The 18,694-nt window shown below is 57.2% G+C and carries 17 protein-coding genes; 12 read left to right on the top strand and 5 right to left on the bottom strand.

Annotated features, from left to right (window positions below; translation table 11 throughout):
- The first annotated feature begins 2 nt into the window (after window positions 1-2).
- Entirely contained in the window at window positions 3-377 is a 375-nt protein-coding gene (locus ABLQ08_RS09635; protein ID WP_352941175.1) for a cupin domain-containing protein, read from the top strand.
- Window positions 367-633 (top strand): CBU_0592 family membrane protein, encoded by a 267-nt coding sequence (locus tag ABLQ08_RS09630; protein ID WP_352941172.1) that lies wholly within the window; start codon window positions 367-369, stop codon window positions 631-633. The genes ABLQ08_RS09635 and ABLQ08_RS09630 overlap by 11 nt, the downstream gene beginning before the upstream one ends.
- Here the strand turns inward: ABLQ08_RS09630 and ABLQ08_RS09625 are convergent.
- The 4 genes from ABLQ08_RS09625 to ABLQ08_RS09610 are packed head-to-tail and all read right to left on the bottom strand — an operon-like array spanning window position 624 to window position 4,766.
- Complete coding sequence (locus ABLQ08_RS09625; protein WP_352941170.1) at window positions 624-1,607, bottom strand: GlxA family transcriptional regulator; 984 nt, start codon at window positions 1,605-1,607, stop codon at window positions 624-626. The genes ABLQ08_RS09630 and ABLQ08_RS09625 overlap by 10 nt on opposite strands.
- Window positions 1,608-1,610: 3 nt before the next feature.
- Window positions 1,611-2,537 (bottom strand): electron transfer flavoprotein subunit alpha/FixB family protein, encoded by a 927-nt coding sequence (locus ABLQ08_RS09620; protein ID WP_352941168.1) that lies wholly within the window; start codon window positions 2,535-2,537, stop codon window positions 1,611-1,613.
- Entirely contained in the window at window positions 2,537-3,295 is a 759-nt protein-coding gene (locus ABLQ08_RS09615) for an electron transfer flavoprotein subunit beta/FixA family protein (protein ID WP_352941166.1), read from the bottom strand. The genes ABLQ08_RS09620 and ABLQ08_RS09615 overlap by 1 nt, the downstream gene beginning before the upstream one ends.
- 49 nt (window positions 3,296-3,344) lie before the next feature.
- Window positions 3,345-4,766, bottom strand: a complete 1,422-nt coding sequence (locus ABLQ08_RS09610) for an aspartate ammonia-lyase (protein WP_352941164.1) — start codon at window positions 4,764-4,766, stop codon at window positions 3,345-3,347.
- Window positions 4,767-5,127: 361 nt separating this feature from the next.
- On the opposite strand from ABLQ08_RS09610, the gene ABLQ08_RS09605 reads away from it, so the two are divergent.
- The 6 genes from ABLQ08_RS09605 (at window position 5,128) to ABLQ08_RS09580 (ending at window position 11,703) form a co-directional block, all read left to right on the top strand.
- Entirely contained in the window at window positions 5,128-6,219 is a 1,092-nt protein-coding gene (locus ABLQ08_RS09605; protein ID WP_352941162.1) for an ABC transporter ATP-binding protein, read from the top strand.
- Window positions 6,219-7,148, top strand: a complete 930-nt coding sequence (locus ABLQ08_RS09600; RefSeq protein WP_352941160.1) for an ABC transporter permease — start codon at window positions 6,219-6,221, stop codon at window positions 7,146-7,148. Before ABLQ08_RS09605 ends, ABLQ08_RS09600 begins: the two co-directional genes overlap by 1 nt.
- A 3-nt stretch (window positions 7,149-7,151) precedes the next feature.
- Window positions 7,152-7,961: an ABC transporter permease gene (locus ABLQ08_RS09595; RefSeq protein ID WP_352941157.1), complete on the top strand. Its 810-nt coding sequence runs from the start codon at window positions 7,152-7,154 to the stop codon at window positions 7,959-7,961.
- Between the two features lie 20 nt (window positions 7,962-7,981).
- Window positions 7,982-9,019 (top strand): extracellular solute-binding protein, encoded by a 1,038-nt coding sequence (locus ABLQ08_RS09590; RefSeq protein ID WP_352941154.1) that lies wholly within the window; start codon window positions 7,982-7,984, stop codon window positions 9,017-9,019.
- Window positions 9,020-9,172: 153 nt separating this feature from the next.
- On the top strand, window positions 9,173-10,021 hold the full coding sequence (locus ABLQ08_RS09585) for an inositol monophosphatase family protein (RefSeq protein ID WP_352941151.1): 849 nt from the start codon (window positions 9,173-9,175) through the stop codon (window positions 10,019-10,021).
- Between the two features lie 326 nt (window positions 10,022-10,347).
- A complete protein-coding gene (locus tag ABLQ08_RS09580; protein WP_352941148.1) occupies window positions 10,348-11,703 on the top strand; it encodes an alpha-glucosidase/alpha-galactosidase in 1,356 nt (451 codons plus the stop codon).
- 107 nt (window positions 11,704-11,810) lie between these two features.
- Here the strand turns inward: ABLQ08_RS09580 and ABLQ08_RS09575 are convergent, their stop codons facing one another.
- Window positions 11,811-12,692, bottom strand: coding sequence for a helix-turn-helix domain-containing protein (locus tag ABLQ08_RS09575; RefSeq protein ID WP_352941146.1), 882 nt, complete (start codon window positions 12,690-12,692; stop codon window positions 11,811-11,813).
- A 159-nt stretch (window positions 12,693-12,851) separates the two neighbouring features.
- Between ABLQ08_RS09575 and ABLQ08_RS09570 the strand changes: the two genes are divergently transcribed.
- The 4 genes from ABLQ08_RS09570 (at window position 12,852) to ABLQ08_RS09555 (ending at window position 18,692) form a co-directional block, all read left to right on the top strand.
- A complete protein-coding gene (locus ABLQ08_RS09570; RefSeq protein ID WP_352941144.1) occupies window positions 12,852-14,870 on the top strand; it encodes an ABC transporter substrate-binding protein in 2,019 nt (672 codons plus the stop codon).
- 78 nt (window positions 14,871-14,948) lie between these two features.
- Window positions 14,949-15,971, top strand: coding sequence for an ABC transporter permease (locus tag ABLQ08_RS09565; protein WP_352941142.1), 1,023 nt, complete (start codon window positions 14,949-14,951; stop codon window positions 15,969-15,971).
- A complete protein-coding gene (locus ABLQ08_RS09560) occupies window positions 15,968-17,089 on the top strand; it encodes an ABC transporter permease (protein ID WP_352941140.1) in 1,122 nt (373 codons plus the stop codon). Before ABLQ08_RS09565 ends, ABLQ08_RS09560 begins: the two co-directional genes overlap by 4 nt.
- Window positions 17,082-18,692, top strand: coding sequence for an ABC transporter ATP-binding protein (locus tag ABLQ08_RS09555; protein WP_352941138.1), 1,611 nt, complete (start codon window positions 17,082-17,084; stop codon window positions 18,690-18,692). The genes ABLQ08_RS09560 and ABLQ08_RS09555 overlap by 8 nt, the downstream gene beginning before the upstream one ends.
- Window positions 18,693-18,694 lie beyond the last annotated feature (2 nt).

Here is an 18,694-nt window from a genome sequence, read left to right as displayed (position 1 = left end):
CTATGACCATGCATGCTTACCTCCTGTCAGCCGGCGATGCTTCGCTCGAAACCTGGGGGACACCTGAAGACATTGGCTGCGAAACCGTTGAAGGCGCGGTTTCCCTCGCTGGAAGTTTCGACCTTGGAAGTCCTGATGACGCGGTCTTTGGTGGACGGTTTTCCGCATCCAAGGGCAAGTACCGCGTGACCTACGGGTTCGACGAACACGCAACGGTTCTCGATGGCGAGGTTGCCCTGACAGATGAGGAAAGCGGCAAGACCCAGGTTTACGGTCCTGGCGATGCCTGGATCATCAAGAAGGGCACGAAAGTGTTGTGGGACATTCGCTCCGAGAAGGTGGTGAAATCCTACCTGGCGGTCGTGCGTGCCGACTGACTTCGGCTGGCTGGATGTGACCGGGCTCCTGGGCTCGGTCATCATCATCGTTGCCTATTATCTTGCCACTCGCGGCCGACTACCGGCAGACAAGCTGAAGTTCAATGTCGCCAATCTGGTTGGTGGAGCGCTGGTCATGATGTCGTTGATCGACCGACCAAACTTTGCCGCGATCCTGATCGAGTGCATGTTTCTCTTGATCGCCATGGCCGCCATCTGGCGAAACCTCGCAGCCAAGGGTGCCTCTCAGCAATAGTTTTTTGGTGCAACGCCATACTTGCGTTTGAAGGCCTTTGTAAACGTGCTTTGCGATCCGAAGCCGCATTCAAAGGCAACCGAGAGTGCAGAGGTCTGCGCGATTGTCAGCAGCCGAGCCGCCTTTTCAAGCCGAAGCTCCGTCAGGAACTTCTTTGGCGTTGTTGCCAGAATACTTGAGAAGTACCGCTCAAGCTGTCTTCGCGAGATTCCCAGTTCCGAGGTGAGGGATTTAAGGATATCCGGTTCGTCCAGACGCTCCGCAATGATCTCGATTGCCCTGGCAAGAACCGGATTGTCCCGGGTAAGGGTTCTCAGCGGCGTGCAGGTCGCCGGGGTTCCCGGTTTGTACAGGCTGATGAACAGAACATTGTCTTCCACGGCCGAACGCGTCGCCTTGCCGAGGTCGTCTTCCATCATGGTCAGAACCATGTCGGCAACCGCGAACCCGCCGGCACAGGTCGATATTCGCTTATCGACCTCAAAGGCTGCGCCGGAGGGCGAAAGGCCGGGGTGCCTGAAGTCGAATTCGGTGCGAAAGTCCTGGTGAACAGTAAAGGAATGACCTGCCAGAATGCCAGCCTCGGCAATCGCGAATACTCCTCTGTCGATCGCAATGATCTTTCTGCCTTCCCGCCATTGCTGACGGATATGAGCTGAAAGTTTCCTGGAACGCGCTGGCTCGGTTTCAGCCCCAAGTACCAGCAGGGCGGCACCCCGGGGGCATTGCCCCAGGGTGCCATCCAGGACGGGAGAGGTGCCGATTTCGCTGGCAACCGGCAAACCGTCGACGCTGGTGAAACGCCAGGAGTATTTTCGCGTTCTTTCCCGAGTGTTTCCCTTGCTGAGCAGTTCGACGACGACTGACAGCGTCAGCATCGAGAACCCATCGCTCAGGATGATCTCTAAAGATCGATTTTCACTCGCCGGCACGGAGGAGGCCGGTAACAGTGGTCTCCGGGACGTTTCAGGCATGGATCACAGTTTCTCGGTCAACTCCGGGACCGCCTCGAAAAGATCGGCGACCAGTCCGAAGTCCGCGACCTGGAAAATAGGCGCCTCTTCGTCCTTGTTGATCGCAACGATGACTTTCGAGTCCTTCATGCCAGCGAGATGCTGGATTGCTCCCGAGATGCCGACAGCCACATAGAGATCGGGGGCGACCACCTTGCCGGTCTGCCCCACCTGCCAGTCATTGGGTGCAAATCCGGAATCGACAGCCGCTCGAGACGCGCCGACGGCAGCGCCGAGTTTGTCCGCAAGCTTTTCGATCAGGGCAAAGTTTTCTTCCGATCCGACGCCGCGGCCGCCAGACACAACCACGCCGGCAGAGGTCAGCTCGGGGCGGTCGCTCACTTCAACCTTGTCTTCAATCCATTCGGACAGGTCTGACCGACCGGAAAACGCAATCGGCTCAACAGGGGCATTGCCACCGGTCCCGACCACTTCGAACGATGCGGTCCGGAAGGTGACGACTTTCCTGTTGTCCAGCGACTTCACGGTTTGAACCGCATTGCCCGCATAGATCGGCCGTTCGAACGTATCCGCATCGACAACACCGGACGCATCTGAAATCACCATCACATCAAGAAGGGCGGCTACGCGCGGCAGGATGTTCTTGGCATTGCTGGTGGCCGGGGCAGCAATGTGGGTGTAGTCGCCTGCAAGCGAGACGATCAGGTCTGCCACCGGTTCAGCCAGAAGCTTGTCCAGCGCAGTGTCCTCCGCGCAGAGGACTTTTGAAACGCCATCGATCGTTGCTGCTTCCCTGGCAGCCGCCGAACAATCGGAACCGGCACAAAGGATGGTGACGTCACCCAGCTGCCCGGCAGCCGTCACCGCCTTTGCTGTCGCACTCATGGACAAGGCGCCATTGTTCACTTCGGCAAGAAGAAGTACCGCCATCAAACTGCTCCCGCTTCCTTCAGTTTCGCAATCAAATCGTCAACCGACGCAACCCGGATACCGGCACTGCGTGCCGCGGGTTCGGCGGTCTTCAGAATCCGAAGTCGAGGGGAAACATCCACGCCGTAATCGGCTGCAGACTTCTCCTCCAAGGGTTTCTTCTTGGCCTTCATGATATTGGGCAGGGAAGCGTAACGCGGCTCGTTGAGGCGCAGGTCAACAGAGATGATCGCAGGCATTCTGACGCCGATCGTCTGTAGACCGCCATCGACCTCACGGGTGACCACGGCCTTGCCGTCATCGATCCGGACTTCGGAGGCGAAGGTCGCCTGGGCCCAGCCCAGCAGCGCCGACAGCATCTGGCCGGTCGCGTTCATGTCGTTGTCAATCGCCTGTTTGCCGCACAGAACCAGATCCGGCTTTTCGGCTTCGACGACACCGGCAAGGATCTTGGCAACGGCGAGCGGCTCGATATCGGTTTCCGCATCGTCTGCGGCAATCACTAGGATTGCACGGTCCGCACCCATGGCCAGAGCCGTGCGCAATGTTTCCTGAGCCTGTTTCACGCCGATGGAAACGGCGATCACTTCGCTCGCCTGACCGGCTTCCCTAAGACGGATCGCTTCTTCGACCGCGATTTCGTCGAACGGGTTCATCGACATCTTGACGTTGGTGAGATCCGGCCCCGATCCATCCGGCTTTACGCGAACCTTGACGTTGTAGTCGATCACGCGCTTGACGGGCACAAGCACTTTCATATGTCCTGGTCTCCTTTGACTGGAGTTGAGTTTTACCGGCGGAAGAATGTCATTCCGCGTTTCCGTAGATCATGGTCTTGAGCGAAAGGATCCGGTCCAGTTCGTCCGGTGAAAGAGCGGCATTCTCGCTGGTGACTTCGCGGATGCTCTTGCCTTGTGCCAGAGCCGTCTTTGCGATTTTTGCCGCATTGTCGTAGCCGAGGTGCGGGGCAAGCGCGGTAGCCAGGACCAGGCTGCCATTCAGAAGCGCCGCGCAACGGTCCGCATCGGCTTGAATTCCAGTGATGCATCTGTCGGTCAGAACGCCAATTGCATTTGTCAGAATTCTCAAGGTTTCCAGTATGTTGTACGCCACCACGGGTTCCATGGCGTTCAACTGCAGTTGACCGGCTTCAGCAGCCATTGTGACCGTCAGGTCATTGCCGATTGCCTGGAAACAGACCTGATTGACCACCTCCGGAATAACCGGATTGACCTTTCCGGGCATGATCGAGGACCCTGCCTGCACCGGTGGCAGAATGATCTCGCCAAACCCGGCGCGCGGCCCCGAGGAGAGCAGGCGCAAATCGTTGCAGATTTTCGAAATCTTCACCGCAACACGCTTCAGCACACCCGAGAACGTGACGAAAGCACCAAGATCGGAAGACGCTTCAATGAGGTTGCCGGATTGCTTGAGCGGAAATCCGGATATCTCCGACAGGGTGTCGATGACTTTTGTACCATAGCCCCTGGGTGCGTTGACGCCGGTTCCGATCGCGGTGCCACCGAGATTGACCTCGGTCAGCAACTGACCGAGCTGTTGCAGGCGTTCAATGTCTTCGCCGACCGTATGAGCGTAGGACTGGAATTCGAGGCCGAGAGAGACCGGCACCGCATCCTGAAGCTGGGTCCGGCCAACCTTGGGAATGTCCCGGAACGCGTGCGCCTTCTCTTCAAAAGCCTGTTGCAATCCGGAAAGGGCTCGGCACAACGGGTTAATCCTCGACAACACAGCCAGCCGGATCGCGGTCGGGTAGACGTCATTCGTGGATTGTCCGAGATTGACGTGGTCATTGGGGTGCACAAGCACATAAGTTCCAACCGGCTGGCCCAGAACTGTCTGTGCCAGATTGGCGATCACCTCATTGGCATTCATGTTGGTCGAGGTGCCGGCTCCACCCTGGATCATGTCCACGACGAAATGCTCATGATGGTTGCCGTCGATGATCCTGCGGCAGGCATTGATGATCGCTTCAGCCCTTTCCCGTGAAAGAGTGTTCAGCTCGGCATTCGTGTGTGCTGCCGCCCATTTGACCATGGCCAGGGCGTTTACCAGAGATGGAAAATGCGAAAGCGGTACGCCGGTGATCGGAAAATTGGCAAGAGCGCGCGCCGTCTGAATGCCGAAGAGAGCCCCGGCGGGAACATCGAGCGTGCCGATCGCATCGGTTTCTGATCTTGTTTCTGAAGACATCGCCATCTGAATTTTCATTGAAAGTTCGAGGCACGGTAGGATTGGGAGGCACCTGAATACAGTCGAAAATTCCGCAGCTTGGATTAGCTAGATCCGAAACAATACGTATGGCGTCATGAGATCGCGTTCGAAGGTTGCAAAAGGCACAAGATGGACTGCCGCCGAGCTGATGAATTTCCCGGGAGGTAAATATTAGACTCCTTAAAAGGCAATATTTTTCAATATGTTATTAGGTGATTTCTCGTGCTTGGAAGTTTCTGAGCCGTGTCAGTATTTCTTCTTAGGCTGAGGCTAACATGCGCTGAGGAATACAGTTCTTAAGGAGTGAAATCCGCGTTCCTATACTCAGCTGAAATCGGCAGTGTAGAGGGAGGTGTCATTGTCCGCAGAACACTCGATAGCGATTGAAGTCAAGGACGCAGTGAAGCGATACGGCTCCTTCACTGCCTTGAAGAAAATATCGCTCTCCATCATGGACAACGAGTTCTTTACGCTGCTTGGTCCGTCCGGCTGCGGCAAGACAACCTTGTTGCGCATGATCGCCGGCTTTGAGGATGTAACCGAAGGCGACATCTTCCTGTACGGCCAGGAAATCGCAAACCTGCCGCCCTATCAGCGTCCGGTGAACACGGTCTTCCAGAGCTACGCACTTTTCCCGCATATGACGATCCTGGAAAATGTCGGGTTCGGCCTGGAAATGCGGGGCAAGTCCAAGGCGGAAGCCCGCAAGCGAGCCGGTGAGATGCTGGAGATCGTCCAGCTTTCGCAGTTCTCGCAGCGCAAGCCTTCGCAGCTTTCCGGTGGACAGCAGCAGCGCGTTGCACTGGCACGGGCGCTCGCGCCGCAGCCCAAGGTTCTTCTTCTGGACGAACCTCTTTCGGCTCTGGACCTGAAACTGCGCAAGGCGATGCAGCTGGAGCTGAAACATCTTCAGCGGGAAACAGGCATCACTTTCATTTTCGTCACCCATGACCAGGAAGAAGCGCTCACCATGTCGGACCGCATCGCGGTCATGTCTGCGGGCGAATTGCAGCAATTGGGGGCGGCACGGGACATCTACGAAAGCCCGAGGAACATGTTCGTCGCCGACTTCATCGGTGAAACCAACCTTCTTGAAGTTTCCGTCGATCAGGTCGTCAACGGACGGGCGATCTGTCATCTGGGCGGCGGCCACGAGCTGACCTGCAACCAGGTCGACGGCATCGGTGCCGGGTCCAAGGTGCATATGTCTGTCCGGCCCGAAAGACTGTTCATTTCCCAGGAGCCGACGGAAAGCGAAAGCCTGAAGGGGCGGGTGATGGATAATGTCTTTGTCGGTACGGACATCACCACGATCATCGACCTCGCTGATGGCCCGAATTTCACCGTCCGGACCTCGAACTCGGATCGCGGCAACAAGCGGATCTTCGAGCCGGGCAACGAAGTTTATGTCAACATGGAGCTGGGGGCGGCACGCCTCCTGGTAGACTGATGGCGGCGGGTGCGACAGGCGGCGGGAGCATTGCTTCCAACACATATGCGGAGTCCCGCAACTGGCTGCTGCTGCCGGCGTGGGTCATTCTGGCGGCCCTGTCACTGGCGCCGGTGTTCCTGATGCTGATCTATTCCTTCCTGACCAAGGAGTTCAGGGGAGGGGTCATCTGGGAATTTTCGCTGGCGGCCTATGACCAGTTCTTTTTCGATCGCGGCCTGTTCGGCGACGAACCGCCGAAAATCGAATGGACCTATATCACGATCTTCTGGCGATCGATCTGGCAAGCGGGGGCCGCAACGCTGCTCAGTCTGCTGATCGGATTCCCGACCGCCTACTACATCGCCACACGACCGGCGCATGTCAGGCCGATCTGGGTGTTCCTGATCACCATCCCCTATTGGGTCAACCTTCTGATCCGCACGGTTTCGATGAAGTTCCTGCTGCGAGACCAGGGGCCACTCAACGATCTTCTGATTTCCATCGGTCTGATCGACAGCCCGATCCATATCGTGAACACGGATTTCGCGGTGCAGCTGGGCCTGTTCTACTCCTATCTGCCGTTCATGGTGCTGCCGATCTATGCGGCGGTCGAGCGCTACAACTTTGCGCTCAGCGAAGCTGCGGCAGACCTTTATGCCAACAAGTGGGTCACCCTGCGGCGCGTGTTGCTGCCGGCGGTGAAGTCGGGCGTCATAGCCGGCTGCATTCTGGTGTTCGTGCCTTCGCTCGGTTCCTTCCTGGCTCCGGATCTTCTGGGCGGCGCAAAGAACCTGATGATCGGTTCCCTGATTGAAGAACAGTTCAAAGGCAATGCAGGCAACTGGCCCTTCGGCGCGGCAGCCTCGATGATCCTGCTGACCATGGTTCTGATCATTCTCATGATCTTCGCGCGCCAACAGGCCAAAGCACAGAAAGCGGAGGGCTGAGGAATGGCATCCCGTCGATACGAAATCAAAGCCTATACCGGTTTCAGAACCATCACGCTGCTTTGCCTGTTCGTGCTCTATGCACCGCTTGTCGTCGTGACCGTCTACAGTTTCAACGCCTCCAAATCGATCACGATCTGGGAAGGGTTGTCGCTGCGCTGGTATGCGGATGTCTTTGTCGGACCGGAAAGCGAAACCTTCAAGCTGGCGGCCCGCAACAGTTTCCTGATCGCAATCATCGCCGCAACGGTTTCGACGACGGTTGCGACCCTTGCGTCCACCGCGATCGTAAGGGGCGGTCAGTTCAAACTGCGGACCATTTCCTTCGGCCTGATCTCGCTGCCGCTGATGGTGCCTGAAATCGTCACGGCGGTGGCCACGCTGATCTTCTTCAACTCCATCGCCCTGGAGCGCGGATTGCTGACGATCCTCCTGGCCCATATCGCCTTCTGCATCCCGTTTGCCTATCTGCCGATTTCCGCGCGAATGCAGGGGATCGAGGACAGCTATGAGCAGGCTGCGATGGACCTTTATGCGACCAGACGGCAGGCCTTCACCAAGATCCTGCTGCCGTTGATGATGCCCGGGATCATCTCGGGGTTCCTGCTGGCCTTCATCGTCAGTCTCGACGACTTCATCATCACCAACTTTGTCAAGGGAGCCGGTGTCGAGACGCTGCCGACAGCGATCTTCGGTGCGGTGAAACAGGGCATCAAACCAAACATCATGGCCATTTCGACGATGTTGCTGAGCGTGTCGATCATCTTCGTCACGATCTCCTACTTCGTCAGCAAAGCCGACAACACGAAATAATCCAGAGGACGGAGGTAGCAATGAAATCCTTACTGAAAGCAACGGTGGCGGCATCGGTGATGACGCTGACAGCCAGCGCGGCATTCGCAGAAGAAAAGGTGGTTCTCTACCACTGGTTCGAATACATGCCGCAGGAGCTTCTTGACAAGTTCACCAACGAGACCGGTATCGAAGTCGTCATGGACACCTACGACTCCAACGAAGCCATGCTGGCTTCCCTGAAAGCAGGTGGAATCGGTACCTACGACCTGTCGGTACCGGGCGACTACATGGTCAAGATCATGGCCAATGAAGGCCTGCTGGATACCATTGCCGACGGAGAACTGGCCAACAAGGGCAACATCGAACAGCAGTGGCTCGATGTGCCGTTCGATCCGGGCCGCCAGTCGACGATACCCTATCAATGGGGCTCCACCAGCTTCTCGGTTGACCGCAACGTCTACGAGGGCGACATCAATACCACCGACATTCTGTTCGATCCGCCTTCAGAGCTGTCCGGCAAGATCAACATGCTCGACAGCCAGGGCGAGGTCATCACGATGGCATCGCTTCACCTGGGCATTCCGCAGTGCTCCAACGACCGGGAGCAGCTGAAGGCTCTGAACCAAATGCTTCAGGGTGCCAAGCCGCACTGGGCGTCGTTCAACTCCGATACCGCCAAGGAAGTTCTGGTATCCGGAGATGCAGCGGCCGGAATGATCTATAACGGGTTTTCCGCGAAGGCCCGTGAAGAGGGAGCGACAGTTGAATACGCCTACCCGAAACAGGGCTACATTGCCTGGATGGACAATGTGGCACTGTTGAAGGATGCCCCGAACCGGGCCAACGCGCTCAAGTTCATGGACTTTCTTCTGGAGCCTGAAAACGCGGCTATCCTGACCAACTGGACCCAGTATTCAGCCGGTGTGGAAGGCGTTGCTCCGTTGCTTGACGAAGCGCTCAGGACCTTGCCGGAAGCGAATCCGCCGGAAGGTGCCGGCCCGGCCTCTTTCATCGAGGTCTGTGACCAGGCGACCCAGGAGATCTACGACAAGATCTGGGTCAACCTGAAAAAGTAAGACGAACTGAACCGCCGGAGCTTCCTGCTCCGGCGGCTCCCAACTCTGTTTCTCCGGAAAGCCAGTGTTCTTTTCAGGAAGCGCCTTCAGGTCGAGTCTGCTAGGCAGGCACGATTGTGGTTGAACAGGCACTACCGGAACAGGAAACAGAACATGTCCTTGTCTCAAGCTCAGATTGATCGATTGATTACGGTGACCCGCGACGTCGCTCAGGAGGTCGTGATGCCACGTTTCCGGTCTTCGGCGGACGTGGATGTTAAGGCCAAGAAACACGTGTTCGATCTGGTCACGGAGGCGGACCTGCTCTGCGAACAGCGGCTGACACAGGTAGTTCCAGACATTCTGCCCGGTTCGACCTTCGTGGGTGAGGAAGGGGTCGCAAGCGATCCCGGACTGTTGTCACACGTCGCCACAGCCGACCGATGTGTTGTCCTCGACCCGGTTGACGGTACCTGGAATTTCGCCAGTGGCTTGCCGACGTTCGGCCTGATCCTGTCGGTTGTCGAAAAGGGCATTCCGGTTTTCGGCATGCTCTATGACATCCTCCATGACAGCTGGGTTGCGGCAGAAGCCGGAGGCGGGGCATTTCTGTTCCAGCCTGAAAAAGAACCCCGGAAGCTGCTTCTGGGCGCGCAACATCAAAACCCGCTGTCTGGTTTCTATTCGCCGTTCGAGTTCCCGGAAGAAGCAAAGTTGCCCCTTGCCGAACTGGCGCTTTCCTTCGGCCATGTCACAAGCCTTCGGTGCGCCTGCTATGAATATCTGACCCTTCTGCAGGGGCATTCGGACTTCATTCTCTCAGCGGGTGTTAATCCGTGGGATCATCTCGCCGGTCTGCTTGCGGTCAAGGAAGCTGGCGGCAGGAGCGGCCTGGTCGGTCGCGGTGCGTACCGAACGGACTATACCCAAGGTTCTCTGCTGACAGTTGCCGATCCGGAACGGTTCGAGACGCTTGAGGCGAAATTCGCCGCCGCATTGGGTCAGACGATAAGCGCCACCTGACAGACAAAATTCTGCAGGAAGCTATCCCCACTCAAACAAACTCCATCATTGAAATTGGAAGACCGTTCTCACTTGAAGGGGATGGTCTTTTTTATGTTTGCTTTGGCAAATGCAGATGCATTTTCGAACTTTCCGGCAATTGAAATCACTTTTAAATATCTGAAAAATATAACTTAATCTGGTCGCCTTCGAAGGCATTTTCATCGAGTTGCCCGACTTTTCAATTGAAACATGGCTAAGTGATTTTCCGAAAGGTTACATGTGAAAACTGGAAGCCTCCTTTGAAACGGCTCGCATATGGTGTGGGCAGTAACAGAGGACGAATTATGGTTCATTTCCCTAAAATCGCTTTCATCGGAGCGGGTTCGACCGTCTTCATGAAGAACATTGTCGGCGATATTTTGCATCGCCGGGCTTTGCGCGGCGCACATGTCGCCCTCATGGATCTCAATGAAAAACGCCTGCAGGAATCCGAGGTTGTTGCCAACCGCATGGTGACCTCCCTCGATGTGCCTGCCAGGATCACAACGCATCTCAATCAACGCGAAGCTCTGGACGGTGCGGATTTCGTCGTCGTGGCTTTCCAGGTCGGTGGCTATGATCCCTGCACGATCACCGACTTCGAAGTTCCGAAGGAATTCGGTCTGCGCCAGACGATTGCCGACACGTTGGGTGTTGGTGGCATCATGCGTGGCGTTCGTACAGTTCCGCACCTGTGGTCTGTCTGCGAAGACATGCTTGAGGTTTGCCCGGACGCGACTCTGCTGCAATACGTTAACCCGATGGCGATCAATATCTGGGCGATCACACGGAAGTATCCGAAGATCAAGCAGGTCGGCCTCTGCCATTCGGTTCAACACACCGCCCGCACTCTGGCGGTCGATCTGGGTATCGATCCGAAGGACATGCATTACCGCTGTGCCGGCATCAACCACATCGCGTTCTTCCTGCATCTGCACAAGGTCGAAGCCAATGGGCAGTACACCGACCTTTATCCGGCCCTGAGGGATGGTTACGCGAACGGCGAATTCCCCACCGGAAAAGCACAGGAAAACCCGCGCTGCCCCAATATCGTTCGCTATGAGATCCTCAAGCAGTTCGGCTATTTCGTCACAGAAAGTTCCGAGCATTTCTCCGAATACGTGCCGTGGTTCATTAAGGAAGGCCGCGAGGATCTGATCGAGCGGTTCCAGATTCCGCTGGACGAGTACCCGACACGCTGCATTCAGCAGATCGAACGCTGGCATGAAGAATCCAGTGAATTGATGAACAATGAGAGGATCGAGGTCGAGCAGACCGATGAGTATGCCTCGGAGATCATCAACTCGATCTGGACCGGGGAGCCGAGCGTGATTTACGGCAACGTTGCAAATACCGGTCTCATCACCAACCTGCCGCATGGTTGTGCGGTTGAAGTGCCGTGCCTTGTCGACCGGAACGGTGTGCAACCGACCTTTGTCGGCGATATTCCGCCGCAACTCGCGGCGATCATGCAGTCCAATGTCACCGCGCAGGGACTGACGGTCGATGCCTTGATGAACGAAGACCCTGAACTCATCACGCATGCTGCGATGATGGATCCGCACACGGCCGCCGAACTGGACCTGGACCAGATCCGCGCCATGGTTCTGCGGCTCAGACAAGCTCATGGCGAATGGTTGCCTGAATGGGCACGCGCTTGAACGAGGTCCTCCCAGTGGTGACCTGACCGGAAAACCGACGCGTTTCCCGGAAGGTTATCTGGGGCACCTGCGGGCTGCATAGCGGTATGCGGCCCGCTTTTTTATGTTCACGCGGCGTCCTTCTTGTGACGGAAGGCTGCAGGCGACATACCCATGCGATCTCGGAAAACCTCGTAGAACGCCGATACCGATCCGAAGCCGCTGTCCAGGGCCACAGTCAGGATCTTCACGTCCGATTCCGCCAGCATCATCTTGGCGTGGAACAGCCGTACGTTGTTGATGTGCTGCTTGACCGTGCAGCCAAGGAACTTGCGGAAGATCGTGGTGGCGTGATTGGAGGATATGTTGGCCGCCTCCGCCACCTGGATCTGCGTAATCGGCCGCGCATAGTTCTCGGCGATGAAGCGCAGCATGGTGTCGAAATGAATGACCAGGTTCTGGTGGTGGCGTCCGATTTCCTGGTCGTAAACCGGCGGCATGAGAATTTCCGGTTCCTCAATCGCCAGACGCGCGAGCCTCGCCTGAACCTCCAATGTGTGAACCGCCCGCCAGGGCCGCGTGCGCAGCTTGCGTTCTTCGGCCCACTTGCGGGTGAGTGCATAGTCCGAATCGTCGGATTTGGTGTTGGTGATGACGGCTCCGGCCAGCAGCAGGTTCACGAATTCCTTCGGCAACGGCCATTGAAGGAATTCGCTCAGCTGAACATAGGCGTTGGTGATGGTTCCACGGCCGACAACGTTGGTCACCCGGTGCGGATAGGCGGCCCAGAAAACGACAAATTGTCCAGGCTGTACGTGCACATCGCGCCCGGAAAACGAATATGACATTCCGCATCCGCTCAGAAAATTGACCTCGATCGAGGGATGGTAATGAAACGTTTCGTCCATCCGCTCCGGCATGTGGTGTTCCAGAAGAACGCCGTGCTTTTCCGGAACCGCATTCCTGGCAAGTTCCGAGGGGGCCTCGTCGTAAAATTCCAAACCGTCCATGGGGGCATCCACCGTTTCATCCGTCCTGATCATGTTCCACGAAGTTTCGATGAAACAAAAGAGTAAATCCGAAAACAGGAATGCAAGGTGTGAAAACAGGAAGAGTTTGGATGGGGCGACAGTCAGTGTGATGGATGTAAAATTCATTGGGAGGAACTTATGAACCACCTCAACTCGCTTCGGCACGTGCTGGCTGCGTCAGTGTGCCTGACCGCTATCGGCGGTAGTGCACTTGCCGATAAACTCCCCCCGGAGAAGGATCTCTCCGGCCTCGAATACGAACTGATCGGGCGGACGGATCTATATGACTACCGCGCTCTGGACAGTTACAGCGAAGCTCCTTTCCTCGCCGACATGGCAGCCGAAGGGAAACTGCCGGCGGTCAAGGATCGCCTGCCGAAAGAACCGCTTGTGTTCAAGACCGGCGCGATGGTCGACGGTACCGGAGAGTATGGTGGTGTGTTCCGTCACGTGATCGGTGGCCGTCCGGAAGGCTGGAACTGGCTTGCCGGTCAGCATCAGGGCTGGGGTGGCATCAACATGGCCATCCAGGAATGCCTTGTGCGTCAGGGACCGCGCTGGCAGATCAAGAGCGAAGATCAGACCGGACCTTTGCCCAATCTCGCAAAGTCCTGGAGCTGGAACGATGACAACACCCAGCTGACCATGCACCTGATCGAGGGTGCGCACTGGTCGGATGGCGACCCGTTCGACACTGAAGACATCCGCTTTTGGTGGGAAGATAATGTTGAGGATGAGAATGTTTCGTCCCGTCTGAGCAAGGGATCGCTCGCTCCGGGCGCCAAGCTTGAAATCCTGGACGACTACACCTTCCGCTGGACATTCTCGGAGCCGCAGTCGGAAACCCTGGTGGAGAACCTTGCCTATATTCAGGGATGTCCGGGACCGAGCCATGCCCTGAAGGACAAGCATCCGAAGTACAATCCTGACGCTACCTATGAGAGCTATACCAACGCGATGCCGGGGGAAGCCCTGCCGGTGCCGGTCATGGGGGCATGGGTTCCGGTTCTGCACAAGCCGGACGAACTGGTGGTGATGCGCCGGAATCCGTTCTACTGGAAAGTGGATGAGAAGGGGCAGCAGCTTCCCTACTTCAACGAGATGCACTTCCGCCTGTCCACCTGGGATGACCGCACGACCCAGGCCGTCGCCGGGTCCGGTGATTTCTCCAACATGGAAAATCCGGCAAACTATGTTGCGGCTCTGAAGCAGTCGCAATCGCCCGACAGTCCGGTCACCGTGCGTTTCGGAAAGCGCGCGCTCGCCTGGCGGCTGGAACTGAATTTCTCCGATATCGGAGCTGAAGACGAAGTCGATCTGGCTTTGCGGGACCTGTTCCGCAACAAGGATTTCCGAATTGCCCTGAGCCATGCACTTGATCGTGACGCGATCGGCCAGGCGGTTGCTCGAGGTCCGTTTGCCTATCCTTACACAGGTGGTTTCACCTCCGGGTCGGCTTTCTTCGATTACGACAGCACCGCGTATCAGCCTTTCGACCAGGCAAAAGCCAACGCGATGCTTGACGAGCTGGGCCTGCAGGATACCGACGGCAATGGTATCAGGAACCTGCCGAACGGTGGCGACGACATCGAAATCGACGTTATCTTCAACTCCGGGCGAAATGAGACCCGCAAGCAGCTGGACGCCGTCATCTCGCAGCTGGGTGAAGTCGGTATCCGGATCATCGCCCGCGGTCTGGACAAGACCAATTTTGAGACGGCTCGACTGGGCGGCGCCTTCAACGGCATGATCAACCGCCGTGGCTTTCCGACGCTGACACGCGAACCTTGCAACAACATGCCCATCAGCGCTTCTTGCCCGTTCTTCCACCAATCCCAGGACGGTGAGCGGACACTGCTGCCGTTCGAGGAAGAAATTCAGGCAGCTTACCGCACCTTCATTTCTTCCAATGACAGCGCGGAAAAACTGCAGATGACCCGGGACATCCAGCGCCTGATCACAGAAAACGCCTATGTCATCGGCACGATCCAGACGCCGGCTGCACTTCTGGTCAATCGCCGGATCAAGAACGCTCACCCGGGAACTCCGGTCTACATGTTCGAGTGGGCCGAAGACGGGATCATTCGCGAGCGTCTGTGGACACCGACAGCCGAGCAGGTCAAAGAGCTGTTGCCGGGCACCATCGCTGAGTACTGATAAAACTTAGCCGTAAAACAATATGCGGCTCCCTTGGGGGCCGCATATTTCCTATCCGGGAAAATTGAAAGTTTTCTGATGGCGCTCTTGCTCTATTTCGTGAAGCGGATCCTCGTGGCAATCCCGCTTCTGATCGGGATATCGATCGTCTCCTTCGGCCTGGTTGTTGCCGTGCCCGGTGATTTCGTCGATTCCTGGATGGCCCAGACCATGGCGCAGACAGGAATGTCGGCGGCCGAACTCAAGCCCCAGGCGGAGGAGCTCCGGCAAAAGCTCGGTCTGGACAAGTCCCTGGTCCACCAATACGTGCTTTGGCTCAAGGGGATCGTATTTTCAGGCGATTTCGGCCAGTCCTTTGTCTACAGCAAGCCCGTGACCGAAGTCATCGGTCTGCGCCTGCCGCGCACGCTGGGTCTGGCAATCGTCACGCTGATCCTGGGACAAGGCATCGGTGTTCTGCTCGGCATCTATGCTGCAACCCATCAGTACAAGCTGGGGGACAACCTCGCGACATTGGTCGCGTTTCTCGGCATCGTCATTCCGAAATTCGTGATGTCGCTCATCATCCTTTACCTGATGGCCTATGTCTGGAACTCCAGCTATATCGGCTCGCTCTATTCTCCGGAGTTCATTCTTCAGGAGCATTTCAGTTTCGCCAAACTGTGGGACTTCTTCCTCCATGTCTGGCCGATCCTGTTCATCTCGGTCTGGGCCGGTCAGGCGTATACGACCCGGATGATGCGTGGAAACCTGCTTGACGTCATGAACGCGCAATACATCGAAACGGCACGCGCAAAGGGACTCAGCCGCCGCAAGACGCTGTTCCGCCATGCAGTGCCGAACGCCCTGCATCCGGTGATCATGAATATGGGTGGCCGGTTCGACTACATGATCAAGGGTGAAATCGAAATCGCCATCGTGCTCGGTATCCCGACGCTGGGTCCCCTGATCCTGAGTTCGGTGACCGAACGCGACATGTACGTGCTCTCGGCCATTTTCCTTCTCGTTTCGGTCCTTCTGGTCATTGGCAACCTGATTGCCGATTTCGCGCTGGCGGTCCTTGATCCGCGCGTGCGCAGAGCGGAGTTCACCAAAGAATGAATGCCTTGACCCAGCTTGATATGAACGCGGAAAACGCGAACCACGTTTCTCTGTCCTACTGGCAGCTGGTGCGCCGGCGGTTCATGGCCAATCGATATGGCATGGCCGGACTGATCGGGTGCCTGATCGTGCTCAGCTGCACCATTTTCGGTGGTTTCTTTGCACCCTACGGAGCTCAGACGAAAGACCGGAATGCGATCTATTCGCCGCCCCAGTTGATCAGCATCATCAGCCCGGACGGGGAATTGACCCGTCCCTATGTGCGCGGCTTTGAAGAAAAGATGGACCCGGTGACTTTCGAGTTCACCTTTGAACCCTCCGACAACAAGATCGTGCCGCTTGGTCTCTTCGTCAAAGGAGAGCCATACGAAATTCTCGGCCTGACCTTCGAGACCCACCTGTTCGGTTCGCTCAACGGAGTGCCGGTGCATCTTCTTGGAACGGACGGCCTTGGACGCGATGTTTTCTCGCGCATGATGTACGGCACCAGGATCACCATTTTGATGGCGGTCATGGTAATGGCGGCGGCTTGTGTCATCGGAACCATGATCGGGGTCAGCTCCGGCTATTTCGGTGGAACATACGATCTCGTCGTGCAGCGCGGTGTCGAGTTTGTGAAATCATTTCCCGATCTGCCGCTTTACCTGGCGCTGGTCGCCATTCTGCCGCGCCGTGCCGACGCGATGGCGGTCTTTGTCATGTTCGCGGGTATTCTCGTGCTGTTGCGCTGGGCAGATCTTGCGCGCGAACTTCGTGGCAAGGTGGTTGCCATCAAGTCGGTTGAATTCGTCAGGGCGGCCGTCGCTGTCGGTGCTTCTGACGGGCGGATCATCCGCCGTCACATCATTCCGAACATGTCGTCCCACATTCTGGTCTGGGCGACCTATACCTTGCCGGAGATCATCCTGCTGGAAAGCTTCCTTTCCTTCCTCGGTGTCGGCGTTCAGCTGCCCATGGTGTCCTGGGGGTCGATGCTCAATCAGGCACGCGACATCCAGGCGCTGACGGCAGCTCCCTGGTTGCTGGCCCCGGTCGGCATGATCGTCATTTCCGTTCTGGCTTTCAATGCGTTGGGCGACGGCCTGCGCGACGCGATGGACCCTTATTCCAATGACTGACAAGTTGCTTTCCATTCGAAACGTGAACGTGTCGTTCAAGACGGCGACGGGATTGCGTCATGCGGTGCACGATGTCTCGTTTGATGTCGGCAACGGGGAAACCCTGGCCGTCGTGGGCGAGAGCGGTTCGGGCAAGTCCGTGACCGCTCGCGTGATCATGGGGATGCTTGCGCCCAACGCCCGCGTTGGTGAGGGAACACAGGTGATCTTCGATGGTGAAGACATCGCGACGTTTTCCGAGCCTCAGCTTCAGGACATTCGCGGCCGGCGCATATCCATGATTTTCCAGGAGCCCCTGACCAGCCTCAATCCGATCTACCGGGTCGGAGATCAAGTCGCCGAGATCATCAAGGTGCATCGGAAACTCGGGAAAGACGAGCTGAAGTCCGAGGTGATCCGGCTTCTCAAGGAAGTTCAACTGCCCGACCCGGAAGCGCGCTACCTGCAGTATCCGCATGAACTGTCCGGAGGCCAACGGCAGCGTGTGATGATCGCCATGGCGCTGGCGAACAATCCGGAGCTGCTGATCGCCGACGAGCCGACCACCGCGCTTGACGTGACGGTGCAGGCCGAGATCCTGTCGCTCCTGCGCCAATTGCAAAAAGCGCACAACATGGCGGTGATCCTGATCACCCATGACCTTTCGGTCGTACGGGCCGTGTCCGACCATGTGGTTGTCATGCGCCGGGGGGAGGTTGTCGAAACGGGCGAGACCCAGGAAGTGTTCCACCATCCGCAGCACCCCTATACGAAGCATCTGATCGCCTCCGAGCCGAAGGGCGAGCCGAAGCCCATCCAGAAAGACGCACCGCCCGTTCTGACAGCCGAAAACACTCGGGTGGCGTTCAAGCTCAAGACGGGCGGTTTCTTCAGCCGCAAGAGTGTGGATCTTGTCGCGGTCAATGACGTTTCCGCAACCATCCGCCGGGGTGAAACGCTCGGTGTCGTGGGCGAGTCCGGGTCGGGCAAGACGACCTTCGGAATGAGCATCATCGGCCTCGGGCAGAAACAGAACGGGCCGGTAACGTTTCAGGGCGATCGGATCGAGCGGCTGTCGCGCAAGGAACTGCAGCCTTACAGAACGCGCATTCAGGTGGTGTTTCAGGACCCGTTCTCATCGCTTAATCCGCGCATGATCATTCGCCAGATCCTGGAAGAAGGGCTGATCGTGAACGGTATCGGAGCGTCTTCCAGGGAACGTCTGGATTTGATCAAGCAGGCGCTCGACGACGTGCAGATGCCTCACGATGCGCTCGACCGATTCCCGCATGAGTTTTCTGGAGGGCAAAGACAGCGCCTGGCAATTGCCCGCGCCATTGTGTTGAAACCGGAGTTTATCCTTCTGGACGAACCGACGTCGGCGCTGGATCTTTCCATTCAGGCACAAATCATCGAGCTGCTGCGGGAGCTTCGCGACAAGCACGATCTGAGCTACATGTTCATCAGCCACGACCTGAAGGTGGTGCGGGCGCTTTGCCATCGTGTCATCGTCATGAAAAGCGGCAGCGTCGTCGAGGAGGGGAATACCGCAGAGGTGCTGGAGAAACCGAAAACGGACTATACGCGGCGGCTCGTCCGCGCAGCTTTTGATGTCGTCGCCTGACG

This window comes from Roseibium sp. SCP14 (assembly GCF_040329475.1).
Lineage (GTDB): Bacteria > Pseudomonadota > Alphaproteobacteria > Rhizobiales > Stappiaceae > Roseibium.
Note: the sequence above shows the minus strand (reverse complement) of the source record. Positions and strands in the feature narration are given on the sequence as shown.